At 54.3% G+C, this 18,059-nt stretch carries 15 protein-coding genes; all 15 read right to left on the bottom strand.

All coding sequences use genetic code 11. The features are described from left to right. Positions 1-121 precede the first annotated feature (121 nt). Positions 122-1,378, bottom strand: a complete 1,257-nt coding sequence (locus D3871_RS18980) for an MFS transporter (protein ID WP_119770635.1) — start codon at positions 1,376-1,378, stop codon at positions 122-124. A gap of 203 nt (positions 1,379-1,581) precedes the next feature. Beyond that, positions 1,582-2,610 carry a Bug family tripartite tricarboxylate transporter substrate binding protein gene (locus D3871_RS18975; protein WP_119770634.1) on the bottom strand — a complete coding sequence of 343 codons (1,029 nt, stop codon included), beginning with the start codon at positions 2,608-2,610 and terminating at the stop codon, positions 1,582-1,584. Between the two features lie 194 nt (positions 2,611-2,804). Further along, the gene (locus tag D3871_RS18970; RefSeq protein WP_119770633.1) at positions 2,805-3,566 is read right to left on the bottom strand and encodes a maleate cis-trans isomerase family protein; all 762 of its coding nucleotides are present in this window, start codon (positions 3,564-3,566) and stop codon (positions 2,805-2,807) included. Beyond that, positions 3,563-4,027: an acyl-CoA thioesterase gene (locus tag D3871_RS18965; protein WP_233575719.1), complete on the bottom strand. Its 465-nt coding sequence runs from the start codon at positions 4,025-4,027 to the stop codon at positions 3,563-3,565. The genes D3871_RS18970 and D3871_RS18965 overlap by 4 nt, the downstream gene beginning before the upstream one ends. Next, entirely contained in the window at positions 4,024-5,178 is a 1,155-nt protein-coding gene (locus tag D3871_RS18960) for an FAD-dependent monooxygenase (RefSeq protein WP_119770632.1), read from the bottom strand. The genes D3871_RS18965 and D3871_RS18960 overlap by 4 nt, the downstream gene beginning before the upstream one ends. Beyond that, positions 5,178-6,038, bottom strand: coding sequence for a VOC family protein (locus tag D3871_RS18955; protein ID WP_119770631.1), 861 nt, complete (start codon positions 6,036-6,038; stop codon positions 5,178-5,180). The genes D3871_RS18960 and D3871_RS18955 overlap by 1 nt, the downstream gene beginning before the upstream one ends. Positions 6,039-6,062: 24 nt before the next feature. Further along, on the bottom strand, positions 6,063-7,730 hold the full coding sequence (locus tag D3871_RS18950) for an AMP-binding protein (protein ID WP_119770630.1): 1,668 nt from the start codon (positions 7,728-7,730) through the stop codon (positions 6,063-6,065). Between the two features lie 49 nt (positions 7,731-7,779). Beyond that, entirely contained in the window at positions 7,780-9,027 is a 1,248-nt protein-coding gene (locus D3871_RS18945; RefSeq protein WP_199724840.1) for an alpha/beta fold hydrolase, read from the bottom strand. A gap of 567 nt (positions 9,028-9,594) precedes the next feature. Beyond that, entirely contained in the window at positions 9,595-10,986 is a 1,392-nt protein-coding gene (locus D3871_RS18935) for an aldehyde dehydrogenase family protein (RefSeq protein WP_119770629.1), read from the bottom strand. Between the two features lie 34 nt (positions 10,987-11,020). Next, positions 11,021-11,323, bottom strand: a complete 303-nt coding sequence (locus D3871_RS18930; protein ID WP_119770628.1) for a putative quinol monooxygenase — start codon at positions 11,321-11,323, stop codon at positions 11,021-11,023. Continuing rightward, positions 11,320-12,399: an Ldh family oxidoreductase gene (locus D3871_RS18925; protein ID WP_119770627.1), complete on the bottom strand. Its 1,080-nt coding sequence runs from the start codon at positions 12,397-12,399 to the stop codon at positions 11,320-11,322. Before D3871_RS18925 ends, D3871_RS18930 begins: the two co-directional genes overlap by 4 nt. 56 nt (positions 12,400-12,455) lie before the next feature. After that, the gene (locus tag D3871_RS18920; RefSeq protein ID WP_119770626.1) at positions 12,456-13,880 is read right to left on the bottom strand and encodes a CitMHS family transporter; all 1,425 of its coding nucleotides are present in this window, start codon (positions 13,878-13,880) and stop codon (positions 12,456-12,458) included. Positions 13,881-14,030: 150 nt separating this feature from the next. Then, entirely contained in the window at positions 14,031-14,450 is a 420-nt protein-coding gene (locus D3871_RS18915) for a cupin domain-containing protein (protein WP_119770625.1), read from the bottom strand. 542 nt (positions 14,451-14,992) lie between these two features. After that, entirely contained in the window at positions 14,993-16,531 is a 1,539-nt protein-coding gene (locus tag D3871_RS18910; RefSeq protein WP_119770624.1) for a methyl-accepting chemotaxis protein, read from the bottom strand. A 124-nt stretch (positions 16,532-16,655) separates the two neighbouring features. After that, complete coding sequence (locus D3871_RS18905) at positions 16,656-17,642, bottom strand: porin (RefSeq protein ID WP_119770623.1); 987 nt, start codon at positions 17,640-17,642, stop codon at positions 16,656-16,658. Between the last annotated feature and the right edge of the window lie 417 nt (positions 17,643-18,059).

Below are 18,059 nucleotides of genomic sequence, written 5' to 3'. Positions count from 1 at the left end.
CGATAACGAAAAAACGCCCGCTACGAATGCATCACGGGCGAACTTCAATCCCTTGGAGATACGGATTGAAGGAGACAAACTGAGATCGTTCAGAATTATCCGTCTATTCAGACAAGCCTATTCATGCCGTTGCAGACTCCAGAGAATCCGACGCACCATCGATGGATGCGTTGCGGTATTTCCCTAGCGAGAGAAGCGCCAATCCTGCGATCGCAAGCATCCACGGAAACGCCAGCAACACGGTATCGTAAGATTTCTGCAGGTCGAAAAGCTTGCCAACGACCACCGGACCGATAACTCCCCCCAATGCGTACCCCGCGAATGCGATTCCATAAAATGTGCCAAACGAACGCATACCGAAATACGACTTTACCAAGTAGGAAATCAGGTCGCCTTCGGCGCCAATCGTCAAGCCCACCATTGCGGCAGCCATGAGCAGGATCGGGTAGCTGGTCGATGTCTTAATCATAATGAGTCCGCATGCCCCGATAAGGAAAAAAGCCGCCGCGACGTACGATCCGCGGATGCGGTCGAGCAGAATGCCGGTGAGGAGACGACCGGTAATGAGACCGATGCCGACGAGCGATGCGGCTTTTGCCCCGTCCTCAGGAGTAAAGCCTTTGTCTCCGAACATGGCAGGAAAGTGGGGATTCAACGACAGCGTTGCAGCAGAGGCAATCGCAAACGCTACAAACATCGTCCATAACTTCCATGAGCGCAGACCGTCTGCCAGCGACATACCCTCAACCGGCGCCAATGGACGGGTCGCCTTCTTTGAACCGGTATTCGGTGCTCGCTCACGGAGGAAGAAAAAGGCGACGAGCGCGACAACAATGGAACAGATTCCCAGTGCAACATACGCAGTGCGCCAGCCATAAGATGAAATCAACACCTGCGCAAGAGAAGGCATGACGACAGTACCAGCCCCGAGGCCGCACATCGCGATAGCCAACGCCAAGCCAAGGCGCTTATCAAACCACTGCGGGAGTATCGCAAGATAGCCCAACACCGACGTGCCCGCACCAAAGATACCAACGAGCAACGACAGTCCAACCCACATGGCTTTATCGCCGGTCTGAAGCGACATCGCTGCCGTACACATCCCAAAAATAATCGCTGACACGAGAATTACCCTGCGCGCACCGAAGCGATCCATTAACAATCCGACCAATGGGCTTATCAACGCGATGCCTAGCATTGAACTCGAATAGGAAAGCGCGACCTCGGATCGCCCCCAGTGAAACTCGGCCGCCAAGGGTTGCATGAAGATGCCAGATGTAGCATTGAAAATCGGCGGATATCCGGCAAACATGCCTAGCGCGGCGCCGAATACAATCGCCGCATAGACCGAGTTACTAGTGGTTGGTGTGGTGCTCATTGTCTCTCGTTTTCTCTATGGTTTAGCACGTATTTGTCGATATCCCGCCGTACTGTCAGATCAGCGGTCTGATCGCATGTGAAACATATCGGGAAGGTGGCAGCACAAACAACGTCACCCTCGATAAATGGGCTCAGAAGGTGGACTGCATACGTTGTTTATTGCAATCAGAATGCGCGGCATGCGCCGCGCCCGTGTGCCCGTTATTCCGGCTTGATGTTTGCCTTCTTGAGCACATCAGACCAGAGTACCTTTTCTTTCTTGATGAAAGCATGCGCGTCGGCAACGCTGCCAATTTGTGGATAAGTGCCGAATTCCCGGAAACGAGCCACGACATCAGGCATTGCCAGTACACGATTCACGTCGGCATTGATCCTGGCGACGATGTCTTTTGGCATATTTGCGGGCGCTGCAAGGACGAACCATCCAGTGACGCTAAGGCCCGGTATCACGTCTTTTGCCAATGGAATTCCTTCCAGTCCTTCCAATACCTTATCGGAAAACACGGCAATCGGACGGACACGTTTTGCCCGAATCATCGGCATAAGAGGTCCAATGCCGTCTATATAGTACTGCGCGTCGCCATTAATAACCGATTTGATCCCGTTCGCCGCCCCACCAAAAGTGACATTAAAAAAATCGCCTTTTCCTTGCTGATTAAGAAGTTCGCTCGTCAAATGGGGAATTGACGCCTGAGTGGGATTGCCCAGTACGATTTTTCCCGGATTCTTGCGCGAGTGCTCCAGCACATCCGCCAGCGTTTTGGCTGATGAGTCGACACTGCCGATCAAACCCATCGGGGTATACCCAACGGTGGCGATCGTCGTAAAATCTTTTTCGATATCGTATTTCGCGGCGCGATAGGTCAATGGCGTGATCACTGCGGCAGCCGCATGGGCAAGTACGAGCGTATAACCATCAGGTGCAGACGAGCTCGTGTAGCGCATCGCGACCAGACCGCCAGCGCCGGTACGGTTCTCGACAATGATCGGCTGTTGCCAAACGGGTCCGAGCCTGTCAGCAATCACGCGCGCAATAATGTCTGGCGCCGAGCCAGCCGTCGCGGCGACTACCAGCTTGATATTGTTTTTTGGCCATGCCTGCGTCGGCGTTTGCGCCATAACACCGTTCGCAAGCGTAGCGGCGACTGTGCCTGCAAAAATTGCCAGTGCGTGCTTTAGACGTGTACGACGACCTGAATTCCGTGGACTAGCGGTGTTCTTCAAAGACATTCTGTTCTCCTTAAATTGGTTGTAATAGCGACGCCTGCCCGATACTCGCGTACGGGTTCAACTGGCATCTGGATTTGGCCGATCTCTTGCTCGATCCTGCCGACCTTTTTCATCTAATGACACGCTGCAATTTGGTTGAGCGAGATAACCGAGCTCAGAATAGAGCGCTCTCCGAGCGATCATGGAAGCTAATGCTACAGTCCCCGCATATCGCCAAGAAATGCGCCGGCATCAGGCGCGACGGGATCCAGTTTCAGCAACTTCAACATTTGCCGGGCTGTGCATACCGCGGTGGAGGTAACAGGAATGCCAAGGGATTGCTGCGCAACCTGAATTGCCGGTAGAGATGGCATCTGGACGCACGCTGACAGCACGACCGCATCCACACCCTTGACGTTGAGCCGTTTCACATCGTCAAGCAACCGCATCGGATCGCGCTCACCGACAGCGATATTGTCCTCGATACTAAAGTTCAGGTGATCCTGGACTTCGATTCCTTCTTCCCTGATATATTCAAGAACTTTGGCTGTGAGCGCATCGCTATAGGGGGCCATCAACGAAATTCTCTTGGCACCAAAACTCTTCAATTCTTCGACCAATGCGCCCGCCGACGTCATGATCTGCGGTGGCAACTTGGCGCTCTCGGTCGCAGCACGCATGTCGGCTACAGTCGTACGGTGATAACCGAGTCCCATGCACATCGTCGCAACGAGACAGGCAGTGCTCAGGATATCAACCTGAGCGTCAGCCAACTCGACCGCACATCTGCCCATTTCGCAATTCATCCGCTCAAGTTCTTCGGGTACGACCTTATGCATGCGGACCCGACTGGAATGGAAACTGAATCGCTCAGGCAGCACTGCCATGCGTCGGTTCAGGATTGCAGGAATCTCGCGTTCCATCGTCACGTTGGAACTCGGGACGACTTGCCCAATCTTATAGACTTTAGCGCTCATGCATTCTCCACTGGACTTGTTTGGAACTGGACTAATATTTCCCGCAACTCCGGAGGAATTGGCTTTCCTTTGCGGACAGTGCGTTCAATACAGATTGGCGAAAACCGGGCTTTGAAGACAGGGGTACCGTCGGGCTTGGCTGCAGAGCACTCAATATCAAAGCTGCGAGTGCGTACGTCACCGACGACGCACTGAATATCGATAACGTCACCAGGCCACAAAGAACCGATAAAGTCGAATGACATACCCTTGCACGGCATATCGACATCGAACTTTTGGGACAGGTCATGCATTGAGCCACCGGCCATATGGTTCTTGAAGAAACCAATAGCGCCCAACAGGTACTCAGGGAAGCGCCCGGTGTAGACAACACCTGCGGGATCACAATCGCCCCAGCGAACCGTGCGGCGGACAATGAAGGGCTCGCGGCTCAGCACATACTCGGTGGCGTCCATTGTCATGTTGGCTCCATGTCAGTAATAATGCCGGCTTCTTCGATCTTCTTAAGAAGCTCCGGATAATGACGCTGCAGTCGTTCACGGTCGACCCGACCGGTACGCGTCATGAAGCGATATACAAACTCGTAGGGACTATAGGCGTCCATCCATTCGCGAATGTGTTCGTACCAAGTGAATGACTTTTCAGACGCGTTGATCAGCTTATCTTTTTCGGGACCGCGCTGGTTCACGTAAGCAGCGAAGGCCGCATTAATGTCAGTCGGGTTGGCACAGATCGCGTCTGCCAGCGCAATGGCGTCTTCCATCGCAATCCGTGTCCCGGAGCCGATGGAGAAATGTGCACTGCTTAATGCATCGCCGATCAGAACTTTGTTTCCAGAGTGCCAGTTCTTATTGCGGATAACCGGAAATTGACGCCACGTTGAATTATTCGAGATGAGAGGGAATCCATCGAGTTCACCACTGAAGATCGTCTCGAACAGTTCCTGTCGCTGTTCCAATGTCATTTCCTCCATGTGAAGATCGACCCAGGTCTGATGATCACATTCGGCGACAAACGTACTCATCGCATCGCTGTACGGATAATAATGCGCAATGAAGTAACCGCCCCTGAAACGACGGAACACCAATGCAGGATTGGCAAAGACCTTATGCGTGCCGAACCACGCAAAATGGTTCGACAGGGAGCGGCGTGATGTGCCGAATGCCTCTTCATCCTTGCTGCGAACGAGCGAATTGACACCATCCGCCCCGACGATGATGTCGGCCTGAATGTCTGCAACGTCATCGATATGGCAGTTGTAGCGCACGTCAATACCTAACTTGGCAGTGTGATCGGCCAAGATGGACAGCAGCTTGATGCGTGGAATTGCGCCGCCGCCCTGGCCGGGCTTTGTGACCACAATCGGCGTCTCATTGCTGATAATTGTCTGCCGATCGTTAAAGTGCATCGCACTCATCAGTTCGGCAGAGAGTTCCGGGTCGGCTTGGCTGATCCGGTTCAAGCCGGTATCGGCCATCACTACACCAAAGCCGAACGTCGCGTCCCTCGGATTTTGCTCATACACTTCAATGACGACATCCGTCATCCGCTTCTTCAGCAGTATGGCGAGGAAAAGCCCCGATGGGCCTCCGCCAACGATAGCCACTTTCATTATGCCGCCCCTTCGATGACGAGGTCATCACGGTCGAATTTGGTGATACGGCCTTGGAAACCGCCCGTCAGCGCGCCATACCAGACTGCAGGGTTGAAGCGAAGCTGCTTTCGATTGAAGGAAAGTTCGGGAACACCATCGATGCGCACGTAGTTGTTCTCGAGCGCCGTGATACGGTATCGATTCCCTTCCTTCGCATAATCGATCAACGTGCTGAACTCCGGCACGTTCAGCACGTAGATGCTGGCATGATTGGAAGCGTGTTGAGGATCGATCAGCGATGCTTTGCGCTGCCATACGGGATCGATCGACTTGAACTCCCCGCTTGCGCCCTTCGCTTTCTCCAACTCCATCGCGGCTTGAAGAGTCAACGCGGCGTCATTATTGTCGGCCGCGTTGAACGGGCGCATTTGCCACGTGATTTCGATGGGATAACCATTCGGATCATTGAAGTAGATCGACTCGATCACTTCATGCTGAATCTGATACCGGAACGGGATCCCGACCTTTTCAACACGCTCGCGCCATGTCAGCAACTCTTCACGGGTCTCGACACGCCAGGCGGTGTGCGTCGCGCGCTGCTGGTAATGCTCGCGCATGGCAAGCCAGTCCGGACGTTCGGTCCCAATGTAATAAAAGAACGCGATTGTGCTACCGAGGCCGCTGTCAAAGAAAAAGTGCAGGAAATCGGCGTGGTCGTCGGGCCCCCACCCCTTCGCCGAGATCGCATGGATCAGGGGAAGGCCAAGGAGATCCCGATAGAAATTGACTGTTTCACCAAGCTTCCACGTGGGGCGCGCTGTATGATGGACGCCGGACAGGACTGGATTGGGAAGCACGTTGTCAGTTGCTGCATTCATGATGTCGTTTCCTTTTTTAATCGACTACGCTGCTTCGGACTGCAGCTTCTCTGCAATTTGTTGCCGGAGGATGACTTTGCTCAGTTTTCCAGACGCCGTGAGGGGGAAGTCTGAAATCACTTCCACACGTTCAGGCCATTTGTACTTAGCCAGGCCTTTTTCCTCCAGAAACTTAGCAAGTTCTTCTACGGAGATAAATGTTCCCGGCGCCTTCGGAACGATGTACACGCAGACGCGTTCGCCATAGGTACGATCCGGCATGCCGACAACAGCGGATGCAAGGACCAGCGGATTGAGGTTAATGACGTTTTCGAGTTCTTCGGCATTGATCTTTTCGCCGCCCCGATCTACGACATCCTTTGTTCGACCTCGGAAGTAATAGTATTTTTTCCCTCTTATGACCTTGTAAGTCATCAGGTCGCCCGACCGGTAGAAGCCGTCGTTGGTAAACTTGTCGGCCTGCGCGTCACCGGACTTGTAATAACCCAGTATCGTGTAAGGCCCGCGAAACAGTGCCTCGCCTTCCTCTCCTTCTCCTACCTCGCGCTCCGTGCCCGGCTCAACAATCTTGACTTCGTCGTACGCTGACACTGGACGCCCGACTGACAAGTCAAGAACTTCTTGAGGATCGTCGGTACGCGTGAACATGATCGTCCCTTCAGTCATGCCAAAGATATGGTGAACAAACGACTTCACCGCCTCGCGGATCCTCGGCGCATTCTTCGGGCCAATGAAGTGGCGGCGTGCACGCGTCGCTTCATCCGAATCCAGCAATGCCGGCAGCACGCGCTGGAAGATCGGACCTGCCAAGCCGAACCAGGTCGGCTTGTAGTTGCGAACGACCGCTTGCAGTGTTTCGGCCGAGATGTCCGTGCAGACTGTAACGGTGCCACCGACCAGAAGCAGTGGTCCGAAGAAACAGACCATGTTCATGTTGTGCATGAAAGGCGTCGGCATGAACAGAACATCGTCGCAGGTATAGTTATTCCACTTGGCTACCGCCTGCATGTTGTACAGGTATTCATTCTGAAAGCGCGGAATGATCTTCGGGACACCTGTCGTGCCTCCCGATAGCTGGAACACCGCGACCTGAAACGGGTCGTATTCGACATCGGCCAGGATCTGTTTAGCACGCGGTAAAGGCATGCCGGCCACCAATTCATTGAGAGACGCCGCGCATCCCCGTGCTGCGCCTCGCGCCTGGACAATGAACTCCATCGTCGGGACGTCGGCCTGCATCTCTTCGGCAAATGCGACATCGTCGAACTTGGCATCGTCGCCCTGAACCAGATGAACGCGAGCGCCGGCCAGATTTCCGAGATAGCCGACCTCATGGCGCCGGAATGCCTGCAATGCGCAAATAGGGATGATGGTTGCCTTCAAACAGGCGATGAAAAAGTACATCAACTCATGTGAGTTGCCGCATTGAATCATTGCACGGTCAAGCGGTTTCAATCCCATGTCGAGCAGCGCTGCAGCAAGCCGGTCAGTGACCTCGTTAACTTCACGGTAAGTACGGTCGCCTTCGGCACCCACCAGCGCCAATCGATCAGCGTTTTTTTCCAACGACTTGATCAGTGCCTCGGAAAGCGACTCGCGGGGCAACGGGCCTAGTTCGATATAGTTTGCGAGTCGGGCCGGATCGGGGTAAACAACGCCTTCAAGGCGCAATTTTGGTTCAACATGAAGCATGTTCGTCTCTCGTTCTCTGTAATGTCCTTTTTGGTGTTGCAAGCATGATTTAGCTGAATTTCCGGAGCCAATCAGTAATCAGTTTTCCTGCGACGACACGTCCGGCAGGCTCTCCCGCTACGAGGGCCATCCCGTGGTGATTGCCACGAACCGGGATGCGGACCTTGTCGCTTGAACGCACCTGCTGATAGATTTGGTCGAAATCGCCGGGGAACGTACATTGATCGCCGGTGTACTCGAGCAAAAGCGTCGGTTGTTCAATCGACGGTGCACACTTCTCCAGCGATGCATTGGACGAAATACCAGACCAGGTCGACAGCCACGATTCCGGCGTCACTACACGCGCGAAGCTCACACTACCCCAGTTGGATACGAACGGATCACGACCCCATAGGGATCCGGTAACGCGGTCGGACGGATCGATGGAGATGTCCCATGATCGCAAGTCCGCGTCCGTACGCCAGACATTGAAGATCGGCGCAAAGGAAGCGATCCGTTTTACTTCCAACGCGTTTTCTTCTTTCAGCTTGATTCGGGCATCACGCTTCACCGCGAGAAGTTGGCGGGCCTTTTGGTCAATCTTTTTCACGCGCTCGACTTGTGCCAGCTGATAGCGTGTGACGAACTCTTCTGTGTATTTCCCTTTTCCTGTCTCCAGATTAAAGCCATTTTTCGGTGAAAAGGGATCGAGGGCCTCATTGACTTGCATCGGATCGTCTTCATCCACGACAGAAGGATCGATGCCGGACATCAAGAGCTTGCCTTGGCCAGGATGTGGGGAGACGAAGACGATACCGTCAACCTGCGGCATCGTAAGTTCGGACAGCTTTGTCGGACGTCCGCCCGGGGTTTTGGCAATACGCGCTTCGGACGCAGTCAATGATTGCTGGTTGTAAAACGCATATAGACTTGCTCCGCCCGAATTTCCGAGCAAAATGACTTTTCGAAAATTAAGCGATTTAAGATGCGAGACGCCAGCGGCGACGTCGAACAATGCAATCTCATGCTCCAGCCGCAGGTCGTTGCCGATCGACCGTGGTCCCTGTACCCAGCACGCGCATCCGGCATCGAGAATAAATGGCACGAGATAGTGGGTAACGGCCATTTCCCGCGGGTGCATGATGGAGACGACCGTCGTTTCTTTACCAGTTGCAGTAAACAAAAAACCAAGTGTTTTTTGGCCATCCGCCGTCATCAAGGCATAAGGCACCATTTGGTAAGGTCGATCCATCAAACGGGGATCCCAATTAGCGCCACGCATGCCTGCGGTTATTTGCGGCTTAACATCTTCCTTCATCGCTGCCTCCGAATTGATACCATCTCAATTAAGATACACACGAACCAAATCGAAGTCAATTTAAATTGAGACCAAATTAATTAATCTTTTTCTCGCTTCCAGGTTTGCTTTCCCAATGACAACAAGGCGACATTTTCGTGCGGGGTGCAGTTAATTGACATACCGTCAATATAAGTATGTATTCCGTTTTCCATTGCAAGGAGTTTTTCGGGATGAGGAACGCTTCATGGGCTCTTCCCGTATCGCGTATTTAACGCGAGGGCGCTATCGGCCAGGTGACTGACTTCGCGACGGAGACTGCCCGCTGTATTCGCCCATACGTTGCGCATGAGCCATCAGTTCAGGGCTTCTTATTAGCGGCACAAAAAGGGAAATCAGAATGCCGCGCGGTCCGTCGATAATTTACTGTGCGTATTGTTGCGGCAGCTCAGTCCATTGCTCGGCGTGGACAGGGGGCTGGCGATCTGACTTCATTTCACAACTTCTTGGTTTATGCGGATCGGAACAGCTTCTTCACGCCCGATCCACAGAACCATAAAAATTGGGACGCCAGGCCCCGATTCTTGCTTACTTCGCCACTACCGACCAATAGGTCCGGATATTGGTGAATTCCCGCACGCCTGCAGCAGCAAGCTCGCGTCCATAGCCAGACTTCTTGGTGCCGCCAAACGGAACCCGGGCATCCGAGGCGGTAATTGCATTGATGAAGGCTGCACCGCTGGTAATCCCCTTGGCCACTTTCACGCCGCGCTGGGAAGACGAGGTCCAGATACTCACCGAAAGACCGAACGGCGTCGCATTCGCCAAACGGATTGCCTCTTCATCGTTCTTCGCAACAGCAATTGCGGCAACCGGGCCGAACGTTTCTTCGTCGAACGCTGCCATGCCGGGGGTTACATTGCCTAGAACCGTCGGTTGGTAGTAATAGCCCTCACCTTCACCCGGCATGCCGCCTGCAAGCAAAAGTGCGCCAGCTTCAACGGAACGCTCAACCTGCCTGTGAAGCGCATCGCGCAAGTCTGCACGGGCCAGTGGACCAATCTGTGTCGCGGCATCGGCAGGATTGCCGGCGACCAGCGCGCACGCGCCTTTGACAAACAATTCGGTGAATTCCTGGGCGATGGATTCGGCAACGATGAATCGCTTTGCGCAGACGCAGCTTTGGCCGGAGTTATGGTAACGCGCCTTGACAGCAGCGGCCGCTGCCGCATGGAGATCGGCGTCATCCAGTACCACGAACGCGTCCGAGCCGCCCAGTTCCAGCACCGATTTCTTTGACGCGCGTCCGGCAGCCGCACCAACTGCCGCCCCTGCCCGATTGGAGCCGGTTAGTGTGACTGCAGCAATCCGGTCATCGTTGATCAGTCGTTCGATCGTCTCCGGCACATCGCCTTCGGCAATCACCAACGTCGTTAGCAGATGCTTCGGCAGACCGGCGTCGAGCAAGAGCTTTTCCAGCGCCAGTGCGCATCCCGTGACATTCGGCGAGTGCTTGAGCAGCACACCATTGCCAGCGGTGATTGCGGGAATGGCGAAACGCATGACCTGCCAGACCGGGAAATTCCATGGCATGACGGCAAGCACCATTCCGATCGGTTCATAGCTGACCCACGCATCGACCCCGTCGATGGCGACCTTTTCATCCTCAAGGATGCGATCGGCGTTATCCGCATAGTAAAGCGCCGTCACCGCAGACTTTTCGAGTTCACCGGCGGCTTCGCCGATTGGCTTGCCCATTTCGGCAGTAATCAGCTCGGCAAAGGTCTTGCTTTGTCTACGCAGCTCCTGTGCCAGGCGACGCACCGCCGCGACACGGACGTCGAGCGGTTGCGTGCCCCATGCCCGGGCCGCCGCGTGGCCTGCGGCCGCCGCAGCTTCAACCTGTGCCGGCGTCCATGCCTCATAGGTGCGTAACTCAGCGCCAGTCGCCGGATTAATTGTAGTGATAAGTTTTGTCATGGCTTCGTATTCCTGCGTGTAGTGGACAGCCCGGTCAGGCGTGGTGAAAAAGTTGCGTGCAGAAGGTATTGACCTGGCTTCCCTTTACCACGCATGCGTCGGCTGCCTGCCGCCATTTCGCAAAATGCGGTGCTGCGCGATGGGCTTCGATTGCCGCTTCATTCTCATAGAGTTCATAAAAGATGAAATGGGTCGGATTCTTCGTATCCTGCGTCACGTCGAAGTACTTACAACCCGCTTCATCATTAAACGTACGCTCTGCGTTTTCTTTAATGGCAGCCAGGAATTGATCGAGGCGTTCCGGATAAACATCAAGAGTAACAATCAAGGCGATCATGCGTGCGCTTCCTTTTCAGTGAGAGAGTCAATCGTGGCCGGTAACGCCACCCCAGTTTCGGTACCAAGCTTTTGGAGGCTTTCCCAGGTATGCGCCGTGATATTGATCCCTTGCTCACGGTGGATCGCGGTGTTGCGGTCTTCGAGCTCGCCCGGAAAATAGATTTCTTCAACGCCCGCTGCCTTGGGAACTGCTTTGGTCTCGGCAATGAGCGCTTCGATCCGACTTCCGAATTCGGAAAGCGGCATCATCGATTTCACATCGATAGTGATCAACAAATGACCACAACCGCTTTCCCGGTCAGGATCATAAGGGCCGGCCACGTTGGAGCCGAAATTGCTGCCAGTGAGTACGCCAGCGAGCACGTCCATCATGAAGGAAATGACATACCCTTTGTGACCGGCCATCGGCAGGATCAGACCATCAATAGCCGCCTTTGCGTCGGTCGTTGGAACGCCATCCTTATCCGCAGCCCAGAAATTTGGAATGTCGACACCACGTTCTGCCGCCAGATATATCTTTCCGCGTGCAACTGCGGTATTGGCTATGTCCATGACCGCCACGCCGCGCTGCCCTGCCGGTGCGGCAATCGACCATGGATTGGTGCCAATCGTCTTTTCACGTCCACCCCATGGTGCCATGGCAGGACTGGCGTTAGTGGCAAGCAGCGCTACACAGCCGGCCTTGGCAGCTTCCCGCGTGAAATAGGCTGCAGTACCAAAATGATTGGAATTACGTATGCCAACCGCACTGATGCCATGCTGTTGCGCGCGCTCGACACCGATCTCGACTGCCTCGGCGGTAAGCACCTGGCCTATGCCATGACAACCATCGACAACCACCATGGCGCCATTGTCGATAACACGTTTGCTGGCGGTGACTGGCCTCATCACACCGCGACGCAAGCGCTCCACATACCAGGGCAGGCGCAGCATCCCGTGAGAGGCATGCCCCCAGAGTTCAGCCGTGACGAGACTGTCGGCAAGCAAATGTGCATCAGCTTCCGGCACCCCGGTGTTGACCAATACGGCCGTACCGAATTTGGTCAGCTCCTCTGGCTTAACGATATTTGACATATGAGTATTCCTTTAATAGTTCGACAGCTGCATTCCCCACGTTTGGTGCAGTTGACTTAGAGAGGAAAAGCCTGGGTGAGCGCACCTACCGTCAGCATGACAAGTCCGACCACGATCGCGCGCCAGATGGTCTTCTTCATGTGCTCACCAAGTTCGACCTTAGCCAGACCGACAAGAAGCAGGAATGACGCCACCAGCGGACTGGACTGGTGCAGCGGTTGACCGACCAGTGCTGCGCGAGCCATTTCCACTGGCGTAATCCCGTAATGCGACGCCGTTTCGCTGAGGATCGGCAGCACACCGAAATAGAAGGCGTCATTACTGGTAAAGAATGTCATCGGGATGCTGATCAATCCGGTAACCACAGCAAGATGCGGGCCCCATGATGGTGGAATGACCGTAACAAGCCATTTGGCCATGGCGGCGACCATGCCACTGCCGCTGAGAACACCGGTAAGAACGGTTGCGGCAAAGACCATCCCGACTACGCCGACAATACTCGACGCATGCGATTTGATCTGTTCAGACTGCTCGGCTACCCTGGGGAAGTTGATGACCAGCGCAAGCGCGACGGCCATTAGGAAGACTACCGGACTCGGGACAATCCCGGCCACCAGCAATGTCATCACAACAAGGGTGAGCAGTGCATTGACCAAGGCAAGCTGTGGCTTGGCATTGGGGCGATGCAGAACTACTGCCCCCGCTGACATTGAGATCGAAAATTCGTCTTCAGTGTTTGGGAAAATTTGCGCCGTGACGAGCGAAGGACCAGCGGCCGGCGATGCCACGCTTGATCCGTCTGTCCCACCAGTCGATCGATTCAAGTCCGGGCGTTTAAATAATCCTTCGGACGGCAAGAGTTGCAGCTGACCTATCCGCTTGCGTTCGGCACGACCCAGTAGATAGGCGAAGGCCAGCAATGCCGCGATCGATGCCGCAACCGCAGGAATCATGGGCATGAAGATATCGACCGGATTCAACTTGAGCGCCGCGGCGGCGCGTGCTGTCGACCCTCCCCAAGGCACGGTATTGAGGATGCCATTTGCGGTCGCCGCAACGCAGGTCAGCACCCAGGGATTCATGCCAAGACGCAGGTAGATCGGCAAAAATGCAGACGTTACGATAATGAACGTGGTGGAGCCGTCACCGTCCAAGGACACAATCGTCGTCAATAGTGCGGTGCCAATTACCAGACGTACAGGATCGTGATGGACGAACTTGAGGATCAATTTAATCAGCGGATCGAACATGCCGACATCGATCATCACGCCGAAGAAAATAATGGCGAAAAACAGTAAGCAAGCTGTCGGCGCAACTGTCTTGATCGAGTCAACAATCGACTTCCCGAGATCCAGTCCGCCGCCGGCCGCCAAGCCAAACAGAATAGGCACAATGATCAGCGCCGCAACCGGCGTCAAGCGCTTGGTCATGATCAGATACATAAAAGCGGTAATCATGCCGAAGCCGAGAACGACCAACATCACTGTCTCCAATTGTCGTTATGAGATTGATCTGCAGGAGTCTTGCCAGCATAAGCCCGGCGACCAGGCAGCACGCCGCCGCATGCGCTTCAGACTGAAGCGCATTTCGTCCAAGGAACTCGACCCCGGTTAAAAACCTTGTCCTGCGCCTTACTTTTTGGCGTGTTCGGCCGACACCGGATTCGTGATCCCCGTCGATGTCAGAGTGCGTGTCGCATCTGTCCGGGCATAAATCCAGAGGATCTTCATTGGGTTCGTTTTCGACAGATTGCGAAAACGGTGCGATACATTCGGCGGAATATATGTAACGTCATGCGCCTTTAATGGGTATTCAAGGCCGTCGATGTCCAGGATCGCCTCGCCTTCCATCAAGACCACGCTTTCTTCGCAATTGTGGCTATGGAAAGGGATCTCGACACCCGGGTCGAACGAGGTATAACCGGTAATAAAACTGCTCGTGCCGATTTCCCTGGAGACCAAGGGGGTGGTGCGTGCACCACCGCCACGCTCATGCGTCGGCAGGGTCTCAGGCTTGAGCAATGCAGCTGAGGAAGGTGTTCTGATCGTCATCTTGACTCTCCTTAAATGGGGCCGTGCATCCTCTCTTGGTGCACGGCAAAATGAGCAGTGATGCGCAGCCAGCCAGGATGGCCGACTTAATTTTTTAGATAGGTCACGGCAAACACAGGAAGATCGCCATTTCATCAACGCAGCATCAGTGAATCGATAGGGCATTATAGCATTTTGTGGATATATAATGCACTGACAAATTTACCGTGTACGAGTTTTATTGAAACATCCCTGCGCCAACTCTCATTCACTATCCCACCACAATCTCTCACAGGCATTTATTCACAAGAACTTAAGCGTTTTGTTAATATAAAATGCTATTTACAAGGAGAATGTTTGTGCCAGCCCGATTTCCAGCCGTACAAACTCGGTGTTACAGGGCGTCAAGCGATGGTGGATCGGGCAGCGTTTAGGCGTAAAAAAGCCTGCTGTCTTGCGACAGCAGGCGAAGCCCCACTTTGGGAAGGGAGGAGACATCCTATTAATCGTACGACATGGCGGGCTACGTTATTGAGCACCTCAACACCAGAGCCATCTGCGGTTTAGACTGCGCTTGCCGTTTTGAAGATACTTACCGTATCTGTCAGCGTCATCGAGCCATTGCGCATGGATTCCGCAGCCGCACTTGCTTGTTCGACAAGAGCCGCATTTTGCTGCGTTGTACGTTCGATCTCTGTAATGGCGCGATTGAGTTGATCGATGCCGCTCGACTGCTCATGGCTGGCTGCGGCAATTTCACCCATGACGGTAGTCACGTCCCGTACGCTATGGACTACCTTGTCAATGGTGACGCCGGCCCGAGTCACCAGTTCACTGCCTTCTGCAACCTTGGCCTTGGACATCTGGATAAGGTCTGCGATCTCACGTGCCGCAGATGCCGAGCGCTGAGCCAATGCCCGCACCTCGCTTGCAACGACAGCAAATCCCCGCCCCTGCTCACCTGCACGTGCGGCCTCGACGGCAGCGTTCAACGCCAATATATTCGTCTGAAATGCTATGCCGTCGATAACACTGATGATATTGGACATCCGATTTGACGAATCATGAATCGAGGACATCGTCCGAACAACGTCTGCCACGATCACTCCTCCGTCCTGGGCGACGGCGGACGCCGCCTCGACAAGCTGGTTCGCGTGGCTCGCATGTTCGGCATTCTGCTTTACCGATGCTGCGAACTGCTCCAGTGTTGCCGCCGATTCCTCAAGAGCACTCGCCTGTTCTGCCGTTCGCGTGGCCAGATCCTGATTACCTGCAGCAATCTCATGTGCGACGGTTGCAATTTGCACAGCTTCGGTCCTTACCCGTGACACAATCTCTGCCAACCCATCCTTCATTTCTTTCAAACTGGCCATTAACTGGCCGGTTTCATCGTCAGCTGTCGCAGCTATTGGACTGCTCAGGTTACCCTGCGCTACTGTCTTTGCCAATAAGGAGGCGTCTCGAAGCGGCCGCGTGATGCCGCGAGCTATATGCCAGGAACACAGTACGCCGACCAAGAACACGATGACCACGAGCGCAATGAGCCACTGCATACTGGTGGACGCATTCTCTTCAATATCCGCCGCTATGCTGTCCATCGTCGCGCGCTGCAGATCGAGCAGCTTCTTGATGGAATCCTGATACGCCGCTGCGCCAGGAAGAAATTCGGACTCATAGAGTTGCTGTGCTTCTGATACCCTTCCAAGCTGCTTATATCGCGTGATGGTGTCACGCACGCTCACAAAGCGCTTGCGGCTTTCGATGGTCTTTACATATAGATCTTTCTCGACCTGCGTGTCGAGCAAGCTTTCAATCTTCTTGCGCAATTCACCCGAACTCTTCTCGGACGCAGCCGCATCGTCGGCAAACACCAGGCTCATGGTATCGCTATCGCTCTTGGCCACGGCCTTTGTCCGCAGAATGCCTCCATAGATATTGCGGTACCAATCGGAAATCAATCTTTCCTTGACGAGTGGTCTTTCCATCAATGCATTCAACGCGCCGACGTTATCCTGCAATCGCAAAATGCCTGCTATGTTCATTCCAATGGCAAGAACCAGAACGACGCCGAATCCGATCGCAAGACGATTTCCTACCTTCATTACGGTTCCCTCGTTGTCCGCCTGTTTTGATTGTCCCGGGTGATACCGACTGTTTATATCACCCGGAGTGCCGTACAAGTGTAGCCATGCCAATGTGGTCTGCGCTTGCCAACGCTCACCTATCTCAGAAACGGTGGCGGATGCCTACATTAAAGAGCTTGTCGCTGCGTCCTGGTGCAGCGACGTTATATGCAGCAGCAGCGTCATTAGAGGTATGTGAATACGACGTATAGAGATTGGTTCTCTTCGACAGAGGATGCACGTAGCCGATGGCAACCTGATCCGCGTCGCCGTTCGCAACAAGCTTGTCGTCCTTATGAATATAATCGGCGATCAGCTTGCCTGCCCCAACTGGCACCGACACACCGACGAGCGCATCACGTGTGTCAAGCGTTCCCACGCCCTTGTTAATCGCGTACATCGCATGGGCTTTGACAAACCGAAAATCATAGGTGCCGGCCAGCAAAGTGGTTTTGGCGTCGTCGGTACCTGTTGCATTGTTCTGGCGATGGAAGGACAGCGCAGCTGCGAACGGTCCCTGTGCATAGTTGATGGTGCCGCCGACCTGGCGTGCGCCGGAAGAATTGCCAGCTACTTCGCCGAGCGCATATTGCAGTTCGCCGGTGAAACCGCCAATTGTCGGCGTGATGTAATCTATCGCGTTATCGGCACGGATGCCATAGGTCGAGAACAAACGAGCCGCATCACCGGCCAGGCCTGTACCAAACGGTTCAAAATTATCGATGACTTTAAAGATTGGATTGAACTGACGACCCAGTTTGACTGCACCAAATCCGCCCGATAAGCCGATAGTCGCCTCGCGGCCGAACAACCGACCGCCCTGTCCCAAGGTACCGGTGTCAGTACTGAATCCATTTTCAAGAACAAAGTTAGCACGCAGTCCGCCACCGAGGTCTTCCGTACCGCGAAAACCGACACGGCTTCCCGACTGAATGCCACTATCCATGCGCCAGACGTTACCCGCCGCTGCGCCGTTATCTTCACGCGAAATGCCGACATCGACCACGCCATAAATTGTGACATTGGACTGGGCGAATGCTCCCGTCACCGTCAATGCACCGAAGGCGGCCATAGCCAGGTGTTTGTTCATTAATCCTCCTGAGGTTTGTTGATTATTGGTTGATTAAAACCGCTTTTTTGCTGCTTCACTGCCTGGTACTACTAAAGTGATATTCCCGATACGGTCTATGTGTTCCCGGTCTATGCGTGATGCGGAGCGCTGAGAAATGCGAGCGCACATATCCTCACCGTTACAGATCGAGTACCGTCGGACAGAACTTCCCCTGCATGTGTCAATGACATGCACTCTTCCGCCCGTCTGCGCCAAATGCTTCGGTTATTGGCCGCTGGCTAAGTTTCCCGGCGGCGCAACTGTTGCGCCTGATATTCCGTGGCGACGCAACGCATCGTCGACAAATCCGCCCAACGTCCTATCTTCGACAAATGCGTCGAGATAGCTACGGGCTTGCTGACTGCGATTCTTTGGCACGCTCATCGCCTGACCGCG

It is taken from the genome of Noviherbaspirillum saxi, from assembly GCF_003591035.1.
Lineage (GTDB): Bacteria > Pseudomonadota > Gammaproteobacteria > Burkholderiales > Burkholderiaceae_D > Noviherbaspirillum > Noviherbaspirillum saxi.
Note: the sequence above shows the minus strand (reverse complement) of the source record. Positions and strands in the feature narration are given on the sequence as shown.